General features: G+C 38.2%; 12 protein-coding genes. 1 reads left to right on the forward strand and 11 read right to left on the reverse strand.

Annotated elements, in window-relative coordinates; all coding sequences use genetic code 11:
- Positions 1-162: 162 nt before the first annotated feature.
- Positions 163-3,231, reverse strand: coding sequence for a hypothetical protein (locus tag E7Z79_RS00580; RefSeq protein WP_303738037.1), 3,069 nt, complete (start codon positions 3,229-3,231; stop codon positions 163-165).
- Positions 3,232-3,491: 260 nt separating this feature from the next.
- Here E7Z79_RS00580 and E7Z79_RS00585 point away from each other — a divergent pair, with 260 nt between their 5' ends.
- Entirely contained in the window at positions 3,492-4,202 is a 711-nt protein-coding gene (locus E7Z79_RS00585; RefSeq protein ID WP_303738038.1) for a thymidylate synthase, read from the forward strand.
- Between the two features lie 3 nt (positions 4,203-4,205).
- On the opposite strand, the gene E7Z79_RS00590 is transcribed toward E7Z79_RS00585, so the two are convergent.
- The 10 genes from E7Z79_RS00590 to E7Z79_RS00635 all read right to left on the reverse strand — a co-directional run bounded on the left by E7Z79_RS00590 (position 4,206) and on the right by E7Z79_RS00635 (position 20,709).
- Positions 4,206-8,702 carry an Ig-like domain repeat protein gene (locus tag E7Z79_RS00590; RefSeq protein ID WP_303738039.1) on the reverse strand — a complete coding sequence of 1,499 codons (4,497 nt, stop codon included), beginning with the start codon at positions 8,700-8,702 and terminating at the stop codon, positions 4,206-4,208.
- An 8-nt stretch (positions 8,703-8,710) separates the two neighbouring features.
- Positions 8,711-12,607 (reverse strand): Ig-like domain repeat protein, encoded by a 3,897-nt coding sequence (locus E7Z79_RS00595; RefSeq protein WP_303738040.1) that lies wholly within the window; start codon positions 12,605-12,607, stop codon positions 8,711-8,713.
- A gap of 112 nt (positions 12,608-12,719) precedes the next feature.
- The gene (gene bsh, locus E7Z79_RS00600) at positions 12,720-13,691 is read right to left on the reverse strand and encodes a choloylglycine hydrolase (RefSeq protein WP_303738041.1); all 972 of its coding nucleotides are present in this window, start codon (positions 13,689-13,691) and stop codon (positions 12,720-12,722) included.
- A gap of 9 nt (positions 13,692-13,700) precedes the next feature.
- Positions 13,701-15,110 carry a nicotinate phosphoribosyltransferase gene (locus tag E7Z79_RS00605; RefSeq protein ID WP_303738042.1) on the reverse strand — a complete coding sequence of 470 codons (1,410 nt, stop codon included), beginning with the start codon at positions 15,108-15,110 and terminating at the stop codon, positions 13,701-13,703.
- Positions 15,111-15,186: 76 nt separating this feature from the next.
- Positions 15,187-15,732 carry a rubrerythrin gene (rbr, locus tag E7Z79_RS00610; RefSeq protein WP_303738043.1) on the reverse strand — a complete coding sequence of 182 codons (546 nt, stop codon included), beginning with the start codon at positions 15,730-15,732 and terminating at the stop codon, positions 15,187-15,189.
- Between the two features lie 69 nt (positions 15,733-15,801).
- Positions 15,802-16,134 (reverse strand): hypothetical protein, encoded by a 333-nt coding sequence (locus E7Z79_RS00615; RefSeq protein WP_303738044.1) that lies wholly within the window; start codon positions 16,132-16,134, stop codon positions 15,802-15,804.
- A 39-nt stretch (positions 16,135-16,173) separates the two neighbouring features.
- On the reverse strand, positions 16,174-16,719 hold the full coding sequence (gene rbr / locus E7Z79_RS00620) for a rubrerythrin (RefSeq protein ID WP_303738045.1): 546 nt from the start codon (positions 16,717-16,719) through the stop codon (positions 16,174-16,176).
- Between the two features lie 128 nt (positions 16,720-16,847).
- Positions 16,848-17,678 (reverse strand): DUF4013 domain-containing protein, encoded by an 831-nt coding sequence (locus tag E7Z79_RS00625; RefSeq protein WP_303738046.1) that lies wholly within the window; start codon positions 17,676-17,678, stop codon positions 16,848-16,850.
- A gap of 154 nt (positions 17,679-17,832) precedes the next feature.
- A complete protein-coding gene (gene mch / locus E7Z79_RS00630; protein ID WP_303738047.1) occupies positions 17,833-18,804 on the reverse strand; it encodes a methenyltetrahydromethanopterin cyclohydrolase in 972 nt (323 codons plus the stop codon).
- A gap of 96 nt (positions 18,805-18,900) precedes the next feature.
- Positions 18,901-20,709, reverse strand: coding sequence for a BspA family leucine-rich repeat surface protein (locus tag E7Z79_RS00635; RefSeq protein WP_303738048.1), 1,809 nt, complete (start codon positions 20,707-20,709; stop codon positions 18,901-18,903).
- Between the last annotated feature and the right edge of the window lie 106 nt (positions 20,710-20,815).

Here is a 20,815-nt window from a genome sequence, read left to right on the forward strand (position 1 = left end):
CCATCACCTGCAATATAATTAAAAAGAGATTCGATTAAATTGATGTTTAAAGTAATTCAATAAAAATAATGGAATCCATCTGCTGAATTTTTAAAAGATAGTTTAAACATTAATAGTTTGAACAGGTCAATCTATATCAAAAAATAAAAAAAAGTAGAAGATTTATTTTTTAAATCTTCTAATAGGTATCAATATCAGGGCCAACAACAAAGCCGCTATTGGATTTCCAGTAGCTTTCTCATCCACAATATGTTTTGAAACTGCATTTTGATTATCCTCAACAACAGTGCTTTCATGGATTTCAGATTCCTTCTTACCATCAGTAGTTTCATCGTGAGTTTCATCATCTATTTCCTCAGGAGATTCCACAGAAGTTTCCTCATCGGTTCCCTCAGGAGTGTCCTCAACAATGTCCTCTTCTGTTTCATTGTTTTCATTACCAGAAGCTGTTGGAGTCTCATTGCCTATAACATCAGTTGTATTTGTAGAATTTGAAAGAGTGGTATTGTTATAACCTGATGTAACAGTGTTTGAAAAGTTTCCAACTTTAATGGTTGTAAATAGGACTCTGAAACTGGCAGAATCATCCACTTCAAGAACTTCGGACAGGGTAAACACATGCTTACCATCTTCATTTATGCTATGCTTCCAGGTTCCCACCTCTGAAACGAAATCAACATAATCAAGCCCTGAATCGTATTCGCTTTCACAGACGAAAACGTTATCCAAATCCACATCACCTGTGTTTGTGACAACTATTTCAAATTCTGCCAAATCGCCAACATTTACCTGCGGAGTCAATGTTTTCTTTTCAACTGTCATATTTTTGACGTATGCTGTGAACCCATCACCGCTTGTTGAAACATTGACCACACCCAGACCGGAGGTAGCGTTATTGTAGAGCAAACCTTCCAAGGTCACACCGAATGTTATGATAATTGACGCTGATTGGCCAGGTTCAAGAACATCCAAAGTCCAGCGGCCGGTCTCTTCGTTGAAAGTCCAGTTTCCGACTTCAGACCTCCAGGTTTTATAAACCAAACCTTCAGAGTAATCCTTATCCTCAACCCAATTTCCATAAACCGGAGATGAACCCTTGTTGTTGATTACAATCCTGTATTCAACAGTATCTCCAAGATAAACGGTTTTGTTTATCAATGCCTCCTTTGTCAAGGTTTCATTGAGGACATCCTCATAGGAGAACTTGAAAAGGAACAGGTTCTGCTCACCTGACGGTGTAACCAATGATGAGAAATTGAAATACATGAGAGTGCCGTTAGGCAGCACTTTGCATCCGTTTTCGGTGGATACTCTGAGTCCAGAATCGTATAACCTTATTACTTCACGTACAACAGGGTCGTCTGAATTCCAATATTCCCCGTCAGTGAATGCCCATACATAATTGGAGAAGTCATAATCATGCAAATCCTCGAAATTGTCAACATAATAGTATATCAGGATTTTAAGATAATCTCCAATAGACTGATGGTTGATTGAATTTTTAAGTTTCTCCATAGAACCGTCATAGACCCCATTATATGGACTTAAGTTATATTTTTCTGAACAGTATGCGAAATAGCCTTGGTCTGTTTCCATCAATCCGCGAATATTGTGTTGATTACCTACCACATTGCCAGGGAAGTCATCGTCATATAGGAATACATCATCATCTGATACATCATTGCCCCTAAGACTTGATGAATTCAGAATATAGATTGCATTTCCGATTTGTGCTGAATTGTCAGCGAATGTTGAGTTAATGATATCTGAATCATGGATATATGCAGCCCCACCAAATATGGCGCTGTTGTTCTCAAGAGTGGAATTGATCATACTCGCATGGGTCAAGCTAACTGCACCACCATAATTTCCTGCAGTATTATCTTTGAATTCTGAATTTTCAATTGTTGCATGTGATGTTGCAGTGACACCAGCACCTCCATAACGGGCGGTGTTGTTGTAGAACCTTGAATCTCTGATGTGTCCGTTGGAATAACTGTTCGGATTAGTATCTGAGTAAACCATATACACTCCCGCACCTGATGCTGCATAACAGTTGACAAATGTGGAATTGTTTATCTCGCATCCTCTGCCTGAGGTTGTATAGACTCCTCCACCGAGGTGATTACATTTATTGGAATCAAAGTAACAGTCATTGACTTTAGCATTTGGAACACCCATCAATGCAAGAGCACCACCTGCATACTCCGCTTGATTATTTTCAAAGGTAACGTTTTCATATAAATCATAGTAACCGTCTGAGTATATTGCACCTCCTGTAGGGCCTGTTACTCTATTTGACGTAAATTTACTGTTCTTAACAGTTGAATAATAGTTCCAATAGAAATATATCGCACCTCCGTAAGCTTCAGCCTCATTCTCCTCAAAAGTCGAATGAACTACTGTTGTATAGGAAGCTCCTGAAAAAATTGAACCACCATATGTACCTGAATTATTGACAAATGAAGCGTTGTTGATTTTTAATCTAGCTCCCCCTACATATAATGCTCCACCACTTGCACGGCCTTTATTAGAATCAAAAACGGTATTGTTTATCAATCCATCAGCCCCAGAAAAGTAAACTGCACCACCATGCCCTCGGTTGGTAGTCCAGGCATCATTTGAAGTGAAACGGGAATTATCTATTACACTTCCCTTACCTCTGACAAGCACCGCACCGCCTGAAGTGTCTGCATGATTGTCATTGAAGTTACAATTGGTTATTTTAGTATAATCTGCATTGCTTAAAACAGCTCCTCCAGAACCTGCAGAACAATTTGAGAAATTACAGTTGTTTATTGTAAAGTTTTCGAATTCATTTGCTCCAATTGCTCCAGCTGATGATGCCTTTCCATTGATGAAATTAATGTTGTTCAAAATAACGTTGGATGAATTTACGATAAATATCCTAACAGAATTTGAAGCGTCAATAGTGTGGCCATTACCATTAATAGTTATAGGTCTGTCAATGACAATTCCACCCTTAGCAACAGAATCCGTAGAAGAATACTTATAATCGTCCTTTAATTCAATAACATCATCAGTACCATTAATCAATTCGGACAAATCATCAAAGGTTTGAGTTTCAGGATCAGCAGCAATGGTATCGTTTGCAGTATCGTCAAGACTTAATGCATCGTCAAAAGTGGCATTTTCATTTGCACAGACCGCAGCCATAGACATCAAAACACAAAATATGGATAATATTATCAAATTCGTCGCTTTTTTCACTCGTTTTCACCCCCTTTTAGATTTGTAAACTATACACGACAAAAATATAGTACATATATTTATGTATAATATGTTATATAAACTTTACATTTTTAGTGCATATCCACAAATAGTTGAATATGCCCTCAACTTAATTTTTAAAAAGCAAGATACATTCATGAAAAATAAGAATAACTGAATATTTAAAATATCGATGATTAATTAAAAATATATATTATGCGAAACATAGTTAAATATAATTTAAAAAGGACTGTTTTATTATGTTATCAATTAATCAATGTTATCTGGATTTTGTCGATAAAATCCTAAAGACCGGAAAGGAAACATATAAGGACTCCAATCATCACTTGTTGGAAAGCCTTGGAAATTTCTATATAATCGACGACCCCCTCAACCTAAAGTTCAGGGCAAAATACCAAAACTACACTACAGACATGATGTTGGATGATATCAAGGCAGGCAAATTCGATATGGAAGGAAACCCAATCAAAAGCGATGCTTTATACAACTATGTGCAATCTGTGGATGACCCTGCAATCATCAACAACACCCAAGGATTCGTATATACCTATCCTAATCGTATCTTCGCTCATTTTGATGTTGACCAGTTTGAAACCATGAAAAAGAGAATTCTGAATGCAACAGGTTCAAACCGTGCAGTGGCAGTTACAATCAACCCAGTGGAAGATGCCGAAGAGGAAGACATTCCATGCCTTCAGTTCCTTCAATGCCTTGTCCGTGACAATGAACTGACAATCCACTGCATCTTCAGAAGCAACGACATTTTCGGAGCGTTCTACTCAAACATGTTTTTCATTACCTATTTGGGCATTAAGATGAAAGAGGAAGTCAACAAGGAAATCGTTGGTGAAAAATTAAACTTCGGAGGAGTGCACTACCACTCAACTTCCGGACACATCTACAATACAGACATAAAGGCGGCACGCCAGCTAATCAAAGCTAACAAATAAGGATCATACTATCCTTATCTTATTTTTTATTTTAAGTGTTCCATACTTGGAAACTATTGTGTATTTTCCCCTTTTGTATTTTTTATTGATTTTTAAAATTGCAATTCCCTTCTTATTTGTCTTGACCTTATAGGTTTTTCCCTTGAAATAGAACTTTATTTTCTTGTATTTCAGGACTTTGCCCTTGGAGTTGAGAAGCTTTGCCTTGAACTTGATGGCTTTTGATTTCTTGACCTTGATGTCCTTGGTCACTATTGTTGATTTGACGGTAATCCTATTTGACACTTTAAAGCCCTTGTATTCCACATAAATAGTATATTTTCCAGGTTTTTGAGAAATCTTCAGGGAAGCATATCCATTCTTATCAGTGTAGGCATAGTGCTTCTTGCCGTTGATTTTGAAAGTCACCTTGAGCTTTTTGACTGCCTTTCCATAATCTCCGACAACCTTAACCTTATATACCTTGCCTGCACCGTAATACATTGTCAAATCCTTGTTTTGAGTTATCCTTTTGACTACAGTGATCTTTTGGGTCCTGACCTCGCCGGTGAGAGGATTTGTGACTTTAACAGTGTATGTTCCAGGCTTCAGATTAATGTTCAGTGAAATCTGTCCGTTTGAGTCACTGTTGAGATTATGGCCAACACCGTTGAAGATGATTTGAACCACCTTATTCCTTAACGGATTGCCATTTGAATCCCTTAATGTAGCTGAATATTTGGAGTTAAGGGCATATGTAGCTTTTTTGAATTCAACTGTTGATTTGACAGTGATAGAAACTGTTTTTGATGACTTTATGTACTCGTCATCACCGATGAAACTGACCTTTGCCTGATGGCTTCCAATTGGAGCTGCAATATTGAAAACGGCAATTCCCTGACCGTTGGTTCTCTTTTTGATTGTCTGGCCATTAATGGTCAAATATACATCCCGAGATGCAATAACCTTGCCTGATTCATCCTTTAGAGTGATGGAATAAGCTCCATTGTAATATAGTGAGGCATCAGATGCGATGACTTGAGTATTCTGATGGATTATGCCAAATGTTCCCTCCAAGTCATCCGCTTCATAAATCTGGCTTACCAAACTTATGGCATAACTATAGGAACCGCTTTTGAGGTTATTAAGCACAAGTGTCAGAGATCCTTTGGCAGATGATTTGGTGATTTCATAGTTGTAGTCTGTTCCATTGACTTTGAAGTGTATGCTGAAATCACGGGTGGAATTCCTAATTCCGACAGTAAAATGAGCCTCCAATTCATCAACTGAAATGTCAAAAGACAGGTTAACTTTCATTTTTGAAACATCCAGACTGGTGCTGTTGACGGATGAATTGTAGATGGCGTTTCCCCTGAATGCTGCGCTAACACTGTTGTCGCCAGCTTGAGGGAAGGTATAGTCAATGCTTGCCATTCCATCTGCCACATCCACAACAAATGATTCTCCCGCCATGTTGAATTCAACTTTTCCGATTGTTACCGGATTGCCGTTTGAATCAAGAATATGTGCAACGACGTTTACCGGATTGTTAAACTCATTGGAGGTTATGTCAAGATAAACTATTGTATTGATTAGGGACAGCTCTATTGATTTATCCGCATTGGATGAATTGTAATGGAAGATGTCAGTGTATTGGGCATGAATTATGGATTCTAATGGATATATTTCAATGTTTTCCAGTTTGGCTGTTCCGTTTGCCACAACCACACTATACATTTTACCGTTGATATCAAAAACGACTATTCCGGATTTGACAGGGTTGCTGTATTCATCCACAATGTTTGCAGTGATGTTTACAGGATTATGCTCACCTGTAACGTTCAATGTCATGTAAGTGTTGAGCAGAGGATTTCTTAACTCGACTTGAGCCATGACGGGATTATATCCCACCTCATCAAACTCGACTGTGACATTTGCGGATTCGAGATTAATCTCCCTTTTGGCGACACCGTTGGTTATCTTCAGGACATATGTCTCATCGCCGATTCTAAAGTTCAAATTGCCTGAACTGACAGGATATCCCCATTGATTGAGGACATTTGCAACGATTGTTATCCTGTCGGGTGTCTTGTTTTCATAAGTCAGCGCTATTGTGGCGTTAATCGGATTCAGGATGGTGAATGCCTTGATGCATGCAACCTGAGAGTCATAGACATGGTCGGGATATTCCCAGGATATATTAAAAATGTCTCTCCAGACCTGACCGTCATAGCTGATGAATGAGATGTTTTGCCTGTAAAAACGATTGTTCAGGCTTACAACTTCAGAAATCGGAACGCCCGCATCGCCATTGACTGTGATTTTAAACATTATTTCAAAAACGTCCCCCTCATTCAACGGTATCAGCTGGCCAAGGTCGAAAGTGAAGTAGCCCGCATGAGAATTTCCTGACTTTGTCAGCTTCAAGCCGTCATTCACCTTAATGCTCAGCTCCCAATCGGTGCTTTTTTCAAAGTAGGTTGAAACCGCCGCCAGGAATTCGCTGTCGGTTGCGGTGAAGATATTCTTGTACCAGACTGTCTTTGTGGTGTTGAAGAAGTAATCTGTTTTGGCTATATCGTACTGGTAGTTCTTATCGTATTTCATTGTGTCATTGAATATGAAAGCATATCCTGCAATATTTGAACCAGGTTTAAGGCAGGAGCTATCGAAATATGAAACGTAAAAGTAACCATTATTGCCCCAGCCATTGCCCCAGCTGTTCTTGGCTATCCATGCGCCTTTGCCGGGGGCTCCGGAAATCTGAAAGTTGTCATCCCAGCCGACCAGCGAAACAGCATGGTCGCACAGATGGGTTCCCCTATAGTATTGCACATACTCTTTGGCTGTAGAGTCATAATAGGGTGTCATGTAAATGGGAGCGTATACCGCACCATAATCCCTGATGGCTCTTTTAACCTCATTATTATCGGAATAGCTTGACCTTCCCAAATACAGTATATTCTGAACATGCATTATGCCATCTAGCATAGGGGACAATACTGTAAATCCTGTGTATCCGTCATAAGCATCAGGAACGGGACCCAGCCAGCCGGTAAGATAACCGAATGCCATGTCATCATAGCCTCCCTCATTGGTTTCCATTGACCAGCCATAATGGGAGTATAGGGCTGCCAGATTCTTCATGTTCTCTTCAGACAGGTCAAATGCATCTCCTGAAGCCTTCAATATTGCTGATTCAAGAGTTGCAATTGCACAAAACGCCCAGCAATTGCCTCCATCCTGCTGATTTTTTGCAGGAGTCACATAGCCTTCATCTATAGAGCTGTAACGACCAGGAAGCGGAGAATCATCCAATACATGATTGTACAAAGTATAGTTTCCTGTTAAAAATACTGCAGTCATGTTTTCCTGCATGTAGAGGTCGGCATACTCAAGGGCAGTATTGTTGATGTAGGTGAGATTCCTGAAATCGGAATTGTCATTTGTCAGGGAATAGAATGCCCCTCCAAGCATTGTTGCCGAATTGCTTATGAATGAAACGTTTATCACATTCAAAAGATTTGAATCATCTGCGAAGAGGCCACCTCCATTTCTGGCATGGTTTTTGCTTAACTGCGAATTGTTGACTGTCAGATTTCCATAAATCTGATAGATGACTCCGCCCTCATATATTGCAGAGTTATTAAAAGCATGAACGTTGCTCAATTTGGCATATGATTTTAAAAGAGCAAAAGCGCCTCCGAAAGTGGCTCCGCACTGGGAAATGTCTAAATCCTCCCCTGTAAATGTTCCGGATTTGATGTAGGCGGCGCCTCCGGCATCCTTAAGTGAAGTGTCATTGATGAACTTGGAACGATTAACTGTCAGCCTAGGACCTTTGGAATATTTTGGCTCCGCTGCAATGGCACCTCCATAATTAAAAGCTGTGTTGTTGATGAAAACACAATCTGTGATTTCGAGAATTCCTCCAGTCACATAGATGGCTCCGCCGCAGCCAGCATAGTTGTTGATGAATGTGCAGTTTGTCAGATATGCATTATTATTCTCGTTAACGCAGTATACGGCTCCCCCTAAGCTGTTTCCATAACCGCCTTTCTTTGCTGCAGTGGAGTTTTCAAAGATTACATTTGAAGCAACAAGATTTCCCTGATTCAATATGCTCAAATTACATATGGTGACATTTGCCAGAACAAAACGGTCAGTTACACTCAGCGTTCCTCCGTTACCCCTGATGATTGTTTTGGTGACATCCTGACCGATTATTGAAATGTTTTTATGGGAATTAGCCTGTGAAAATTCATATTCCCCGTCCTTAAGATGAATCACGGAATCATCAAGAATCCTGCCGTCCCTCAATTCCTTATAGGGATCGTCAGCCGTTCCCTGCCCATGGTCATTTGTGGCATTGCTGTCAAAGTAGACATCGCTAGAAAGAGTTTGATTGTTCAGAGTGGAGTCCAAACTGAACGTATTATTATCCGCCCCAAAAACGGATGGAATGATAAGCAATAAAATTAAAACTATTGAAAGCAATAGCAATAATCTGTTTTTAAACACAAAATCACCTATTTTTTAATTTTGACTGTATTCTTGACACTCAACTTGCCATAGCTGGTTGTAATTGTGTATTTTCCAATTTTGTATTTTTTAGTAATCTTTAATGTGGCAATACCTTTCTTATTTGTCTTGACCTTGTAGGTTTTGCCCTTGAACTTGAATGTGATTTTCTTATATTTAAGGATTTTACCCTTATTGTTTAACAATTTGGCTGTGAACTTGATGGTCTTTCCCTTCTTGACCTTGATGTTTTTGGTGACAATAGTTGATTTGACCATAATTTTATTTGATACCTTGAATCCCTTATATTCCGCTGTTATGGTGTATTTTGCAGGATTCAATGCGACTTTAAATGATGCATAACCGTTATTGTCAGTTGTCCTTGTGTACTTCTTATTGTTTATTGTGAATGTCACCTTAACATTTTTGGCGACATTTCCATCATCATCGAACACTCTGACCTTGAAGTATTTTCCGGCACCGTAATAGACTGTCAAATCCTTATTTTCAGTTATTCTTTTGACGACCTTGATTGATTGAACTTTAACCTCCCCATTAAGAGGGTTTGTGATTTCAACTGAATAGACAGCGGGACTTAATGTGATAACAACATTGCCTACACCATTTTTATCAGTGATAATCTCATAGTTTTTGGATCCGATTGTGACTAAAACTGTTCTGTTATCTAATGGATTGCCATAATTATCCAATAAAGTGAAGGAATATTTGGAATTATATGTTTTTGTAGCATCACTTGACAGTACAGTGGTCTTTACAGTAACATTTGATGATGAATCTGATGTACTATAATAATTCTCCATTCCATTAAAGGTTACGTAGACATTATTTAAACCTAAATTCTTAAAGCAATAATTCAATCGAGCTATGCCGTTAACCACATCAACAACATATGGTGTTTGATCAACAATAAAAGTGACATTGCCCATGTTTATAGGATTGCCGTATTGGTCGGTGACATTAGCAGTAATGACAACAGGATTATACTCATTATCGATTGTCAATGTGATATTAGAATCTATAAAACTAACATCAAACGCCCGGAAAGTGCTTGAAGAATTATAAGAGTAAACTGAATTGAAAACAGCTGAAACATTATGTTTACCTATTGTGAGCACTTTAATAAGTGATGCAGTACCGTTGGTAATGCCAATTGTATATGGAACATCATCAATAGTGAATGTTACATTACCATACTTTATGGCATGTCCATAATCATTAACAACATGTGCAGTGATGTTAATAGGGTTATGCTCATTTATTTCCAAGGAAATTCTGGTATTAATCAATGACGCATTGAATTCGAGTGTATCCTGTGATGAGATGTAACCTACATTATCATACACTGCTAAAATGTGATACTCGTTGAAACTCAAAGGTATTTTTAGTGTAGCCAATCCATTGACAACAGGAACAACATAATCATTTGCGTTAACACTGAATGTGACATTTCCTCCGACTACTGGAAGACCATATTGATTTAAGACCTGAGCTTGGATTTCATATAGGTCAGTGACATTGACGGAGAGATTAGTGGTTGTGTTGACCTCACTCAATATTGTAAATGCCTTTATGCAGGCCACCTGTGTTGCATAGGAATGGGATGAATATGCCCATTCTAAACCGTAGAAATCAGTCCAGTTTTCACCGTCATAGCTTATGAATGAAATGTTTTCATAGAAGAGCTGCTTGTTTATCGGGACGCCGCTTGCAATTATGTTTTCGGAAATAGGAACGCTTGCTTCCTTGTCAACGGTTATCTTGAATACGACCTCAAAGACATCTCCAAGATTAAGCGGAATGAAGCTGCTCAATTCGATTGTCGAATAGCTAGGAGTTGCAGTGCCTGATTGGACATGCCTTAAAACATCATTAACATATATTGACAGCTCCCAATCAGTGTTCTTTTCAAAATAAGTTGAAACTGCAGATAATAATTCATTGTCAGTTGCAGTGAATACGTTTTTGTACCAGACTGTATTAGATTTGTTTAAAAAGAAATCTGTCCTTCCGCTGACGTCATACTGGTAATTTTTGTCATATTTTATTGACTCATTGAACAGGAAAACATATGTGTTGTAAGGATCGTTTAAAGGAGCCAGGGATGTGTCGTAATATGAAACATAATAATATCCCTCTTCACTACCATAAGCCAAGCCCCAACTGTTCTTGATTATCCAGGCGCCGTCGCCTGGAGGGGTTGTTTTGAAGTTGTTTTTTGAATAATTGTCATCCCATCCGACAATGGCCACGGCATGGTTTGCCCCCTTGTCAAACCTGTTCCAATATATATTCTTTCCATTTCTGTACACATCAGCTCCATCGGAAGATTGATACCAGTGAATGCTTGTTGAAACAGCACCATAGCTCATTATTGCCCTTTTGATTTCATCATTATCTGTATAGCTGGTTCTCTCTAAGAACAGAATGTTTTGAACATGGAAAATGCTGTTCAAGACTGGAGACAATACCTCTCCTATGATATACCTGTCCTGAGTTTCATTGACAGGTCCAAGCCAGCTTGTAAGATAAGCATGACCCATACGGTCATATCCTCCGGTGTTTGTATCCATTTGCCATCCATAGCTTGAAAACTTAGCCATCAAATCCTTCATATTCTCTTCGGAGAGATCATAAGCGGCTCCGGTTGCCTTGAGGATGCATGATTCAAGTGAAGCCAATGAGGCAAATGCCCAGCAGTTTCCATTGGATCCCTGGTCCTTAACAGGAGTGACCAAATAATATTGCCTCAAATCATATCTTGCAGGCAAATCAGAATCATATTCCGGTCCGGAGCGTATAATCATGTAATTTTGAGAAGAGTTATAGTTAAGATTAATCGCTTCACATTCATAAACATCATTTTCAAGGCTTGCAGTATTGTTGAAAAATAAATTCATTAGGGACTCATTGAGAACGGAACCATGATTCAGATTTCTGCTGATTGCTGAGTAGACCGCACCCGCAATGCTTACTGCAGAATTATCAGTGAAACTGTTATTGAATGGAATGAAATCATTTACCTCATCAACAAATAAAGCTCCACCGTCTTTTGCGGAATTATTGATGAAAATGGAGTTGTTAATGGAAAGAGAACCGAAAAGCGCATAAATTGCACCTCCACTATACCTTGCATGGTTATTTCTGGAGGTAACATTGGCCAGGTTCAGATTTGTATACACTGAGGTTACCGCTCCACCCATTATGGATGTTGAATTGATTAATGCCACATTTTTGCCGATGAAATTAGCTTCACGAAGATAAATTGCTCCACCATACCTTTCGGCGTAATTGTTCATGAATAATGAGTCAACGATTTCCAAACTGCCCCTGTTTATGTTTATTGCACCGCCAGAGGTAGCGTGATTATTCGAAAAGGTACAGTTATCAAGATATACACGGCTATTTGAAGTGGTAATTACTGATCCTATTGTTGAATCACTGAAAATTACATTTTCAGCAGTGATGACTGCACTTGAATCGTCGGAAACGGCGAGGCTAACCAAAGTCAGATTCCTAAGAGTAAGTGAACTGACAGCAGCAAAACCTACATTATTATTATATGTAATTACAGTGTTTAGAGGATTATGACCTATGACAGTCAGGTTTCTACTATTAATCATGGAATCCAAATGGTATTCCCCGTCATTTAGATAGATTATGGAATTATCCTTAACCCTATATGATGTAAGATTCCTGTATGGATCGTCCTGAGACCCGTCTCCAGTATCATTCTCGACATTAGCGTCGAAATAATACTCTGCACTTGTCACATTACCCTCATCACTTACTTCCAAAGCTGTCTGGTTGTCCATAGCATATGTTGCAGGTATCAGAATCAACAGACACAATAATGAAAATAATGCAATTATTTTATAATTTTTCAAGCCATTTCCTCCGTTCAACAATTTAAACATGTGAAAATCGTGAAACGATTTATAATATTCCTATATTTGGCTTTAATAATATAAATACTTGTTTAGAAAAAAAAGGAAAAATTTAATTAATGAAGTTAAATTGCTCTTCATTAATTAAAAGATAATTTATCAATTCGGATGAATCCAAATCCTCACTGTTCAAATCGACAGCAGTGATTTGTGAATTATGATATGTCCTGTAATACAGGATTGCCTTGTTTGTGTTGTAGCATGAAGTATATATGGTATACTCATACAAATCAGGGTCGTCTATGAAAGTGCAGCCATTCTGCTGCTCTACAGAGCCAAGTATATGGAAAAACTGGCCCACACTGCTTGCCTCATCGCTATCGGAGTATGAATTAGCACGGGTGAACGCCACCTTTGCAAATCTTGAGGCTGAAGACAAATCCCCCGGAAGTCCGATTGCACCCATTCCTCTTGAATACTCTTCCAGATCAACGCCGAATGTGTTTTCAGGATTTTTGTTTGACAAACCCCTATAGTTGTTCAGGTAAAACAGCTGCTTATCGAAAGGAGGGTTGTTAGTCAGGACCCCAACCGGATTGTCATAGACCTTCAGGCCGTCTGCCAGCGGCTCAACCACTATCGCTTCAATCTCATCGGAAATCATCCAGTGAAGCGGAGACAGTGGAAGCTCATCGGCAAAGTTGATGTTAACGAGATTGATTTTGCCCAATGCATCACGTGCTTCAGCAACGCTGGAACATGTTCCAAGAAGATAAGGGATCAGCTCGAATGGAGTGATATTGACCATGTCTTCCTCAAATTCCCTGTAGACCGCATTTCCGGCAAAGTTCAGACCTGCAATGGCAAGTCCCTTTTCATTGCATGCATCATAATACAATGGATATCCGTCAATTCCTGCGGCTATTCCAATTATTGCATAATGGTTTTTTATTGAATCGATTTTCCTGAACTCGAATTCAAAGTTTCTTGGAGTTATTGTAACCCTTTCATTGTATGATATCTCATAGTCAAAGTTACGACCAAAATAATGGTCATCAGTTATGTAATTGCTTGCAGTACACATATTATCACCCTATAAAAAATTTGAATATTTCAATGCCCTTTGCTTGATATCTGCAAATGTATCATCAATCATCAGTTCGCCATCCCTAAAGACTGTCTGCAAATAATCATCGCCTTCGCTATCAATTGAAACTGTTTTGAATGAATTATTTTCTCTTATTAACTTAAATCTTCCGGTCTTTGATTTCTTACTTGAATCAAGTGGGTTTTTGAATATGTCATGCCATATGCCGTCACGAAATTGGGCGGAACATTTAAAGGCATTTCTTTGGGTGTCACGATTGACTGCAGTGTGCAGTCCCCCTCCCATACCGAATATGATGTTCTGCGCTGCCCAACCGGCAGATTTCATGGCAAAGAGAATATCACGGATTTTCTGATAGTTCAGACCGTCACCCCACAGAAGTCCGATGTTGAGGTCGAATACCTTATATCCCTTGTCGGTCAAATGGCTTCCAAATCCCTCGGAGAGCAGATTCAGACAGTCAATGGTTGTTGATACAGGCTCCCCGCTATCAGGTCTGAACACGACCTTGTTATCTTCGCCGTCCAGGAAATTCAAGATGGCCTCATTCAGTTCTGTTCCTGATTTTCCGGCTTCCTCGAGGAAGTTCCTGTAGTTGTATGAATCTATAACCAATGACAGGACTCCATCCTTTGCATTATCTATGACATTAAGAATCTGTGAAATTTCACCCTCCGGACCTAAAGAGGTCATGACGCTGTGTTCTGTTGCCTGGACTGAAAATCCGTATAAGTTTGAGTCATTGTAATAGTTTTCAGGAATTGTCAATGCCGCAATGGTATCGGTTCCTGAAAAGCTGAGCAGATGGGCGGATCCTGAAAGCATTGATGATTCGGTGGAAGTCGCTCCCCTGTATCCGAAATCATGAAGCATGAAATCAAGATTATCCTTTACAGATCCTGTCACTTCAAGATAGAAATTGCACAGCTTTCTGACCTCTGCAGAGAGTGTTGCAACAGTTGAAGGATACCAGACCTGCAATAGGAGAGGTTCCAGGTAATTAGGCAGCCAATATGACTTATCATCAGTGTTTTCGACTGTCATCAGTGCATTGCCCACATCAACCGGAGTACCTTCTGCAACTGCCTTTATTTCAATCGGCAAATATCCGTCATGTTCGTCCAATATATATTGCCAGCTATCCCTGTTGAAGATATCCGGACCTATATGATTGGCAATCAGGTTATCCGCTTCATCAATCTTTTCCTGAGTGACTATCTTTCCCTCAAGATATTTTTTAATGATATATTGAAGTCCGTAAAAAATTGTTTTGTTAAACTCAGCACCTACTCTACTTTCAAGGTATGAATAAATCTTTTCAGTGCCTTTTGGATAGAAATAGTGATGAGTTACCTTATAACTGTCTGTTAAAAGACAAATATTGTTTTCTATCATAATATCACTTTTTAATAGATATTAGATAGTAGTATAATATAAATGTTACGAAAAAAAAGAAAAAAGAAAAAAGAATCTAGATATAACTAGTATCTTGTTTTCTAAAGTGTGCTTGTGAGTGATCGCATAATGGACAAACTTCAGGAGCTTCTTTTCCATAATGGATGTATCCACAGTTGTTACATTTCCATGCGATTTCTTCATCTTTCTTGAACACTTTTCCTGCTTCGATTTTATCGGACAATGCGTTGTATCTGTCTTCGTGTGCCTTTTCGGTTGCACCTGCTGCATCGAATAATGCTGCAATGTCATCAAAGCCTTCTTCACGTGCAGTTTCTGCGAATTCTTTGTACATTACGGTCCATTCGTGGTTTTCACCTGCTGCTGCATCTGCAAGGTTGGTTAAAGTGTCAGGCACTCCTCCGCCATTCAATAATTTGAACCAGATTTTTGCATGTTCCTTTTCATTGTCAGATGATTCTTGGAAAATTTCCTTAATTTCAACGTAACCATCTTTTTTAGCTTGGGATGCATAAAATTCATATTTTACACGTGCTTGAGATTCGCCAGCAAGTGCTGCTTTTAAATTTTCTTCGGTTTTAGATCCTTTTAAATCTGCCATTTTATCATCTCCTTTTGTATAATATTAGTCATATGATATTTATAGTTTTAGTTACCGAATAGTAACAAATCACCAGGTTAGAACTTCCCTGTCTATTTTAAAATCTCCATACGAGATATAGGCAACATTCCGGTCGCCTTCAAAAATCTTCAATGCCAAATCCTCTTCAACGCTTGATATATAATCCTTCAGTTCCTCATATGCATTCCATTTAATCGAATGTTTCATGAACTGGTTTGCGGGAAACTCCCATCTCAGGTTATCTCCCTGGTAATATTGGATTATCCCATCGGCATACTCCTTCGCCTGTTCGTCAAACAGGTAGTCTCCATCAACCAGTCCCCTTATTGATACGTCAGTATGGCGAGGGTGTCTGATTAAAAATATGACCATTTTGTTCATTGAATCACAAAATTAAAAAAAGAAAAAAAGTTAAAGAGCTTATTTGAAGTTGGTAGCTCTTTCTTCGAAGTGTGCTTTAGGAAGTCCGCATACAGGACATTTTTCAGGTGCGTTAGGTCCTGAAAATACGAATCCACAGTTTTCACATTTCCATTCGATGTCTGCTTCTTTGTTGAATACAGCATCGTTTTCAACATTTGCGAGTAAGGTTCTGTATCTTTCTTCATGTTCTTTTTCGATTGCTCCTACTTTTTCAAATAAGAATGCAATCATTGGGAAACCTTCTTCTTTTGCGGTTTCTGCGAATTCTTTGTACATGGAAGTCCATTCTTCGTTTTCACCGTCTGCTGCTGCGTTGAGGTTTGCTATTGTGTCTGGAATTTCTTCATCGTGTAATAATTTGAACCAGATTTTAGCGTGTTCTCTTTCGTTTTTGGAAGTTTCCATGAAAATATCGTGGATTTGAACGTAACCTTCTTCTTTTGCTTTTGCAGCAAAGTATTGGTATTTAGTATGTGCTTGAGACTCACCAGCAAAAGCTGCTTGTAAGTTTGCTTCAGTTTTTGTACCTTTTAATTCAGCCATTTTATACATCTCCATATTAATAATTGAAGTATCTATTCTATATAGAATAATATAATATATAGAAATTATCATTTAAAAATTTATTGTAAAATTTAAAAAAAAATAAAAAAAAGATAGCCTAAAAAAATTTAAGCTATATCAGAATATAATAATCCTGTTGCCCTTGCGGCAAAGAACACAAGGTATGGAGTCACAATAATTGAAACAATGCGTATTCCATGAATGTAACCGTCCAATCCGCTTATAACAGCATTGATGACTGCAATTATCACAAATATCAGGATAACAACTGCAAGAACCTTTCCATAACCTATTCTTCCAATGTCCCTGAACGCTTCAGGAATGTTCAAAGCCTCTTTAAGGTCATCGGTTTTTGCAAGTCTTGATTCCGCCATGGTCTGGATAATCCAAAAGATTATAAAGAATATGAATGAAATGGCTCCTGTAATCATCAATGAGGTTGCGAAACTTAAAATCATTGACTGAGGAACAACATCACTTACGACTATAGTTGCATTGGCCGGAGAGGACATTGATGTCAGCATCATTCTGCTCACAATTGTGTAGGCCATTCCAAAGAAGTTTGTAGCCCATCCGACAATCAGAAAGACGATTGCAGGAATGATGAGGTAAACGATGTTTACAACAAAATATTTGACACCTGTAATCATGTTTGCTTTCCAAACGAATTCAGGTGCGGTTTCCGCATGATCGATTCCGGTCTTTATAATTCCTATCTGATATCCCATAATTATAAATGCTACAATTAAGCCTAAAATCAATAAGATGATTCCGACAACAATCCATGCGGCATTGCTTGCCATTCCAACACCTAAAAATACGACTCCAATAGTTGTTAAAAATCCTGTAATGATTGACAATACAATATATATTGCAAGTTTTGCCAGATCAACTGAAGGGAAAATCATAGCTTCCCGAATAATTTCCATTATTTCCATTTTTTCACCATTTCTATATTAATCACTCTTATATTTGAGCTGTAAATATTTATTATAACCATATTATATTAATATTATTGAAAAAATCAAGCGAAAAGTAATAATGGACAGGTTAAATTGATATTAAAAAAAGAAGAAAAGAAGATGAATATAACTATTCATCTATACCGAAGGACTTTTTAAGCAATTCTGCATTAACGAATCCTTCCTTATACATTTTACCAGTAGTTAAATCATTGATTACTACTTCTGCAGGAGCAAACATTCCTTTGTCGATTTGATAGAAGTCAAATCCTGCATCTTTAAATACATCGAAGAATGGTTTACCATATCCGTCAGCAGCAGAAGATGGTAATTGAGCAGCTACAGCCGCAATGTCATCGCCTTCTTCAGATTCAACATAGTAGTAAGTTCTTCCACCGAAGAGCACTGCATCGTTGGTTTTACCCATAGCCTTTAATCCGTCTGGGTCAACAGGTGCAATAGGTGCAATACCCGCTGCGTGTTTAACTTTGGTAACGTCAAATTTAATGAATTCCAACATTTTGTAAGTTCCGTTTTCAACAACTCTTCCTGCAATTTGGATGGATCCAACAAGGGAAGAAGTAGGAGCTACAAGTAAGTAAACATCTTTAACATCAACATTACATTCATCAGCAATGTATTGAGCGACTTCATCACCAGGCAAGACATCAGCTTCCAAGGTTAAGATAGCCAAATCAGCATCCTTGTCTTCATAGCCGATTTCTTCATAGGTTTCTGCTGGCTTTAATGAGATTGCCCTTGCAGGTCCAGAACCTAATGCAAAGAAATCGCCGACAGATACTGACCAACCAGCTTTTTGAGAACCTAAGGTTGAAATAGAAGGTGAGTCGGTTTTAATTTTTACTGAAGGAAGTGCGAATTTTTCAGATAAATCTCCTGGAATTGAAATTCCAACATCTGCAAGTCCACCAAGACAAACTTTAGTATAAAGTTCTCCTGCTTTAAAGCTTCCATCGACATTTACACCACAGTCGATAACAGTAGCACCATTATCTAAAGTTGCAACAGCGATGTTTAATTCATCTGCTTTTTCAATCATTACATCTACGGTTTTTTTAGCTTCTACGTTTACACTTACCATAGTTTTAACCTCTAAATAATTTAACTTAAAACATTAAGTTATTGTGTAAAAATTTATTGTTATTCTTATTTAAACTTGACTAAAAGATTTTAGCAATTATTCGATGTCAATTCTTTTGCGAGATATGACTAAAAGCTTTTCATCAGAGGACTCCTCAATAATCCTTTGAAAAGCAGCTTCGGATTGAAGTTTAGTGAAAGCAAAGAATCTGACACCCTGGGATTGTGCATTTAAAGCAATATCAACCCATATATCCTCTTTGTCAACGTATTCGCTAAGATATTCAATGCTTTTTAAAGTATGCTGGCTTTCCTTGGCGATGTTTACAAGCATGGTCTGATTCTCGATTTTCAAGAAAGCCTTTTCACGGTTGTAAAAAAATAGATTTAACTTGAGGGGATTTGAACTGTCCCTTGAAGGAAGGACCTCATAATTGTGATCATGAAGCGCAATCTGACTCAATACACCTTCATCCACAATCTTATTTAATGCTATGCCTGAAATATCCTTGAATTCACTCCTGTCAACAATGTAAGCTAAAAGAGACTGATTAGAAGTTGACTGAACAATGAAAAATTGCATATCCTTGCTCAGGTCATTCAAATTAGTATTCTTGAAGAATGATTCATCGAGATTTTCAGCAACCCTGCGGCGGGATTCGAGGTCAAAATTAGGATTCTTAACCGCTACCTCTTCAAACCATTTTGGATACTTTTCCAGCAGCTCACACTCATCAAAAATATGATCCAATACCACATCGTCGGCGAATTTCCACTCAGACAAGCTGGAAACATCAACCAGAGAATCACATTGCTTGAACATGCCTTCCATTGATTTTATTTTACTTACATCCCAATCCTTCAAGTCTGAAACATCAGTCAAATCTTCACAATGCTTAAACATGCTTTTCAATGACTCGACATTGGAGATGTCCCAGGATTTTAGGGCGGAAATGTTTGTCAGTGAAGAACAATTCTTAAACAGATACTCAAAAGAAGTGATATTTGAAACGTCCCAATTCTTCAAATCAGAAACGCTTTTAAGTGAAACGCAACCCTCAAACAGGCCTGAAATTCTATTTATATTAGATATGTCCCAATTCTTCAAAGCGGAAATGCTTTTTATGGAATAACAATATGCAAACAATGACAAAAGACTTTTGTTGTTCTCCATCTTAGACAAATCCCACTTTGACAATGCGGAAATATCCTTAAGTCTTGCACAGCTTCTGAACAGTGCAGTAATATTGAATGCATTGACCAAATTCCAATTTTTCAAGGCGGAAACATCCTCCAGTGATGTGCAGAACTCAAACAGGCATGCCGCATCCCTTACATTGCTAACATCCCACTTGGACAATGCGGAAATATCATTAATATGAACGCAATCAGCGAAAAGGTAGTGCATATCCTCAACTTGACTAACGTCCCAATTCTTCAAAGCAGAAATATCCTCAAGTGAATGGCAGCCCCTGAACATGCATGACATGTCAGTGACATTTGACATGTTCCAGTTTTCCAATGCGGAAATGTCCTCGAGGAGGGAGCATCCATCAAACATGTTGCTGGTATCGGTTACTGAAGATACGTCCCATTTGTCAAGAGACGCGATTTCAACCAATGATTCGCATCCGGAAAACATGTCTTTTGTACTTGTGATATTCCCGACACCGAAGGTAACAATAGCTTCAAGATTAACCATATCCCTGTATCTGCCTTCGATGAGTGTTTCACCGAACAAATCTTCACTTATATATAGAACGTCCTCACGATTTTTAACATCTCTCCAATTGGTCAGGTTAGTACCATCTGTTAGAATAATTAAAACATTAAATTCCCTTAACTCATAAATACTTTCAGTAGTTGTGTTTAGATGTTCAAAATCATATAAATCTGTCTTAGCCATGTTAATCCTCGTTGATAGATATAACTTTGTTCAATATTATATATAACCATATCACAAAATTTACCTATGAACATAATCATTTTTAAATTTTAAAATTAAAGGGTTT

Source organism: Methanobrevibacter thaueri (genome assembly GCF_015062905.1).
Lineage (GTDB): Archaea > Methanobacteriota > Methanobacteria > Methanobacteriales > Methanobacteriaceae > Methanocatella > Methanocatella thaueri_A.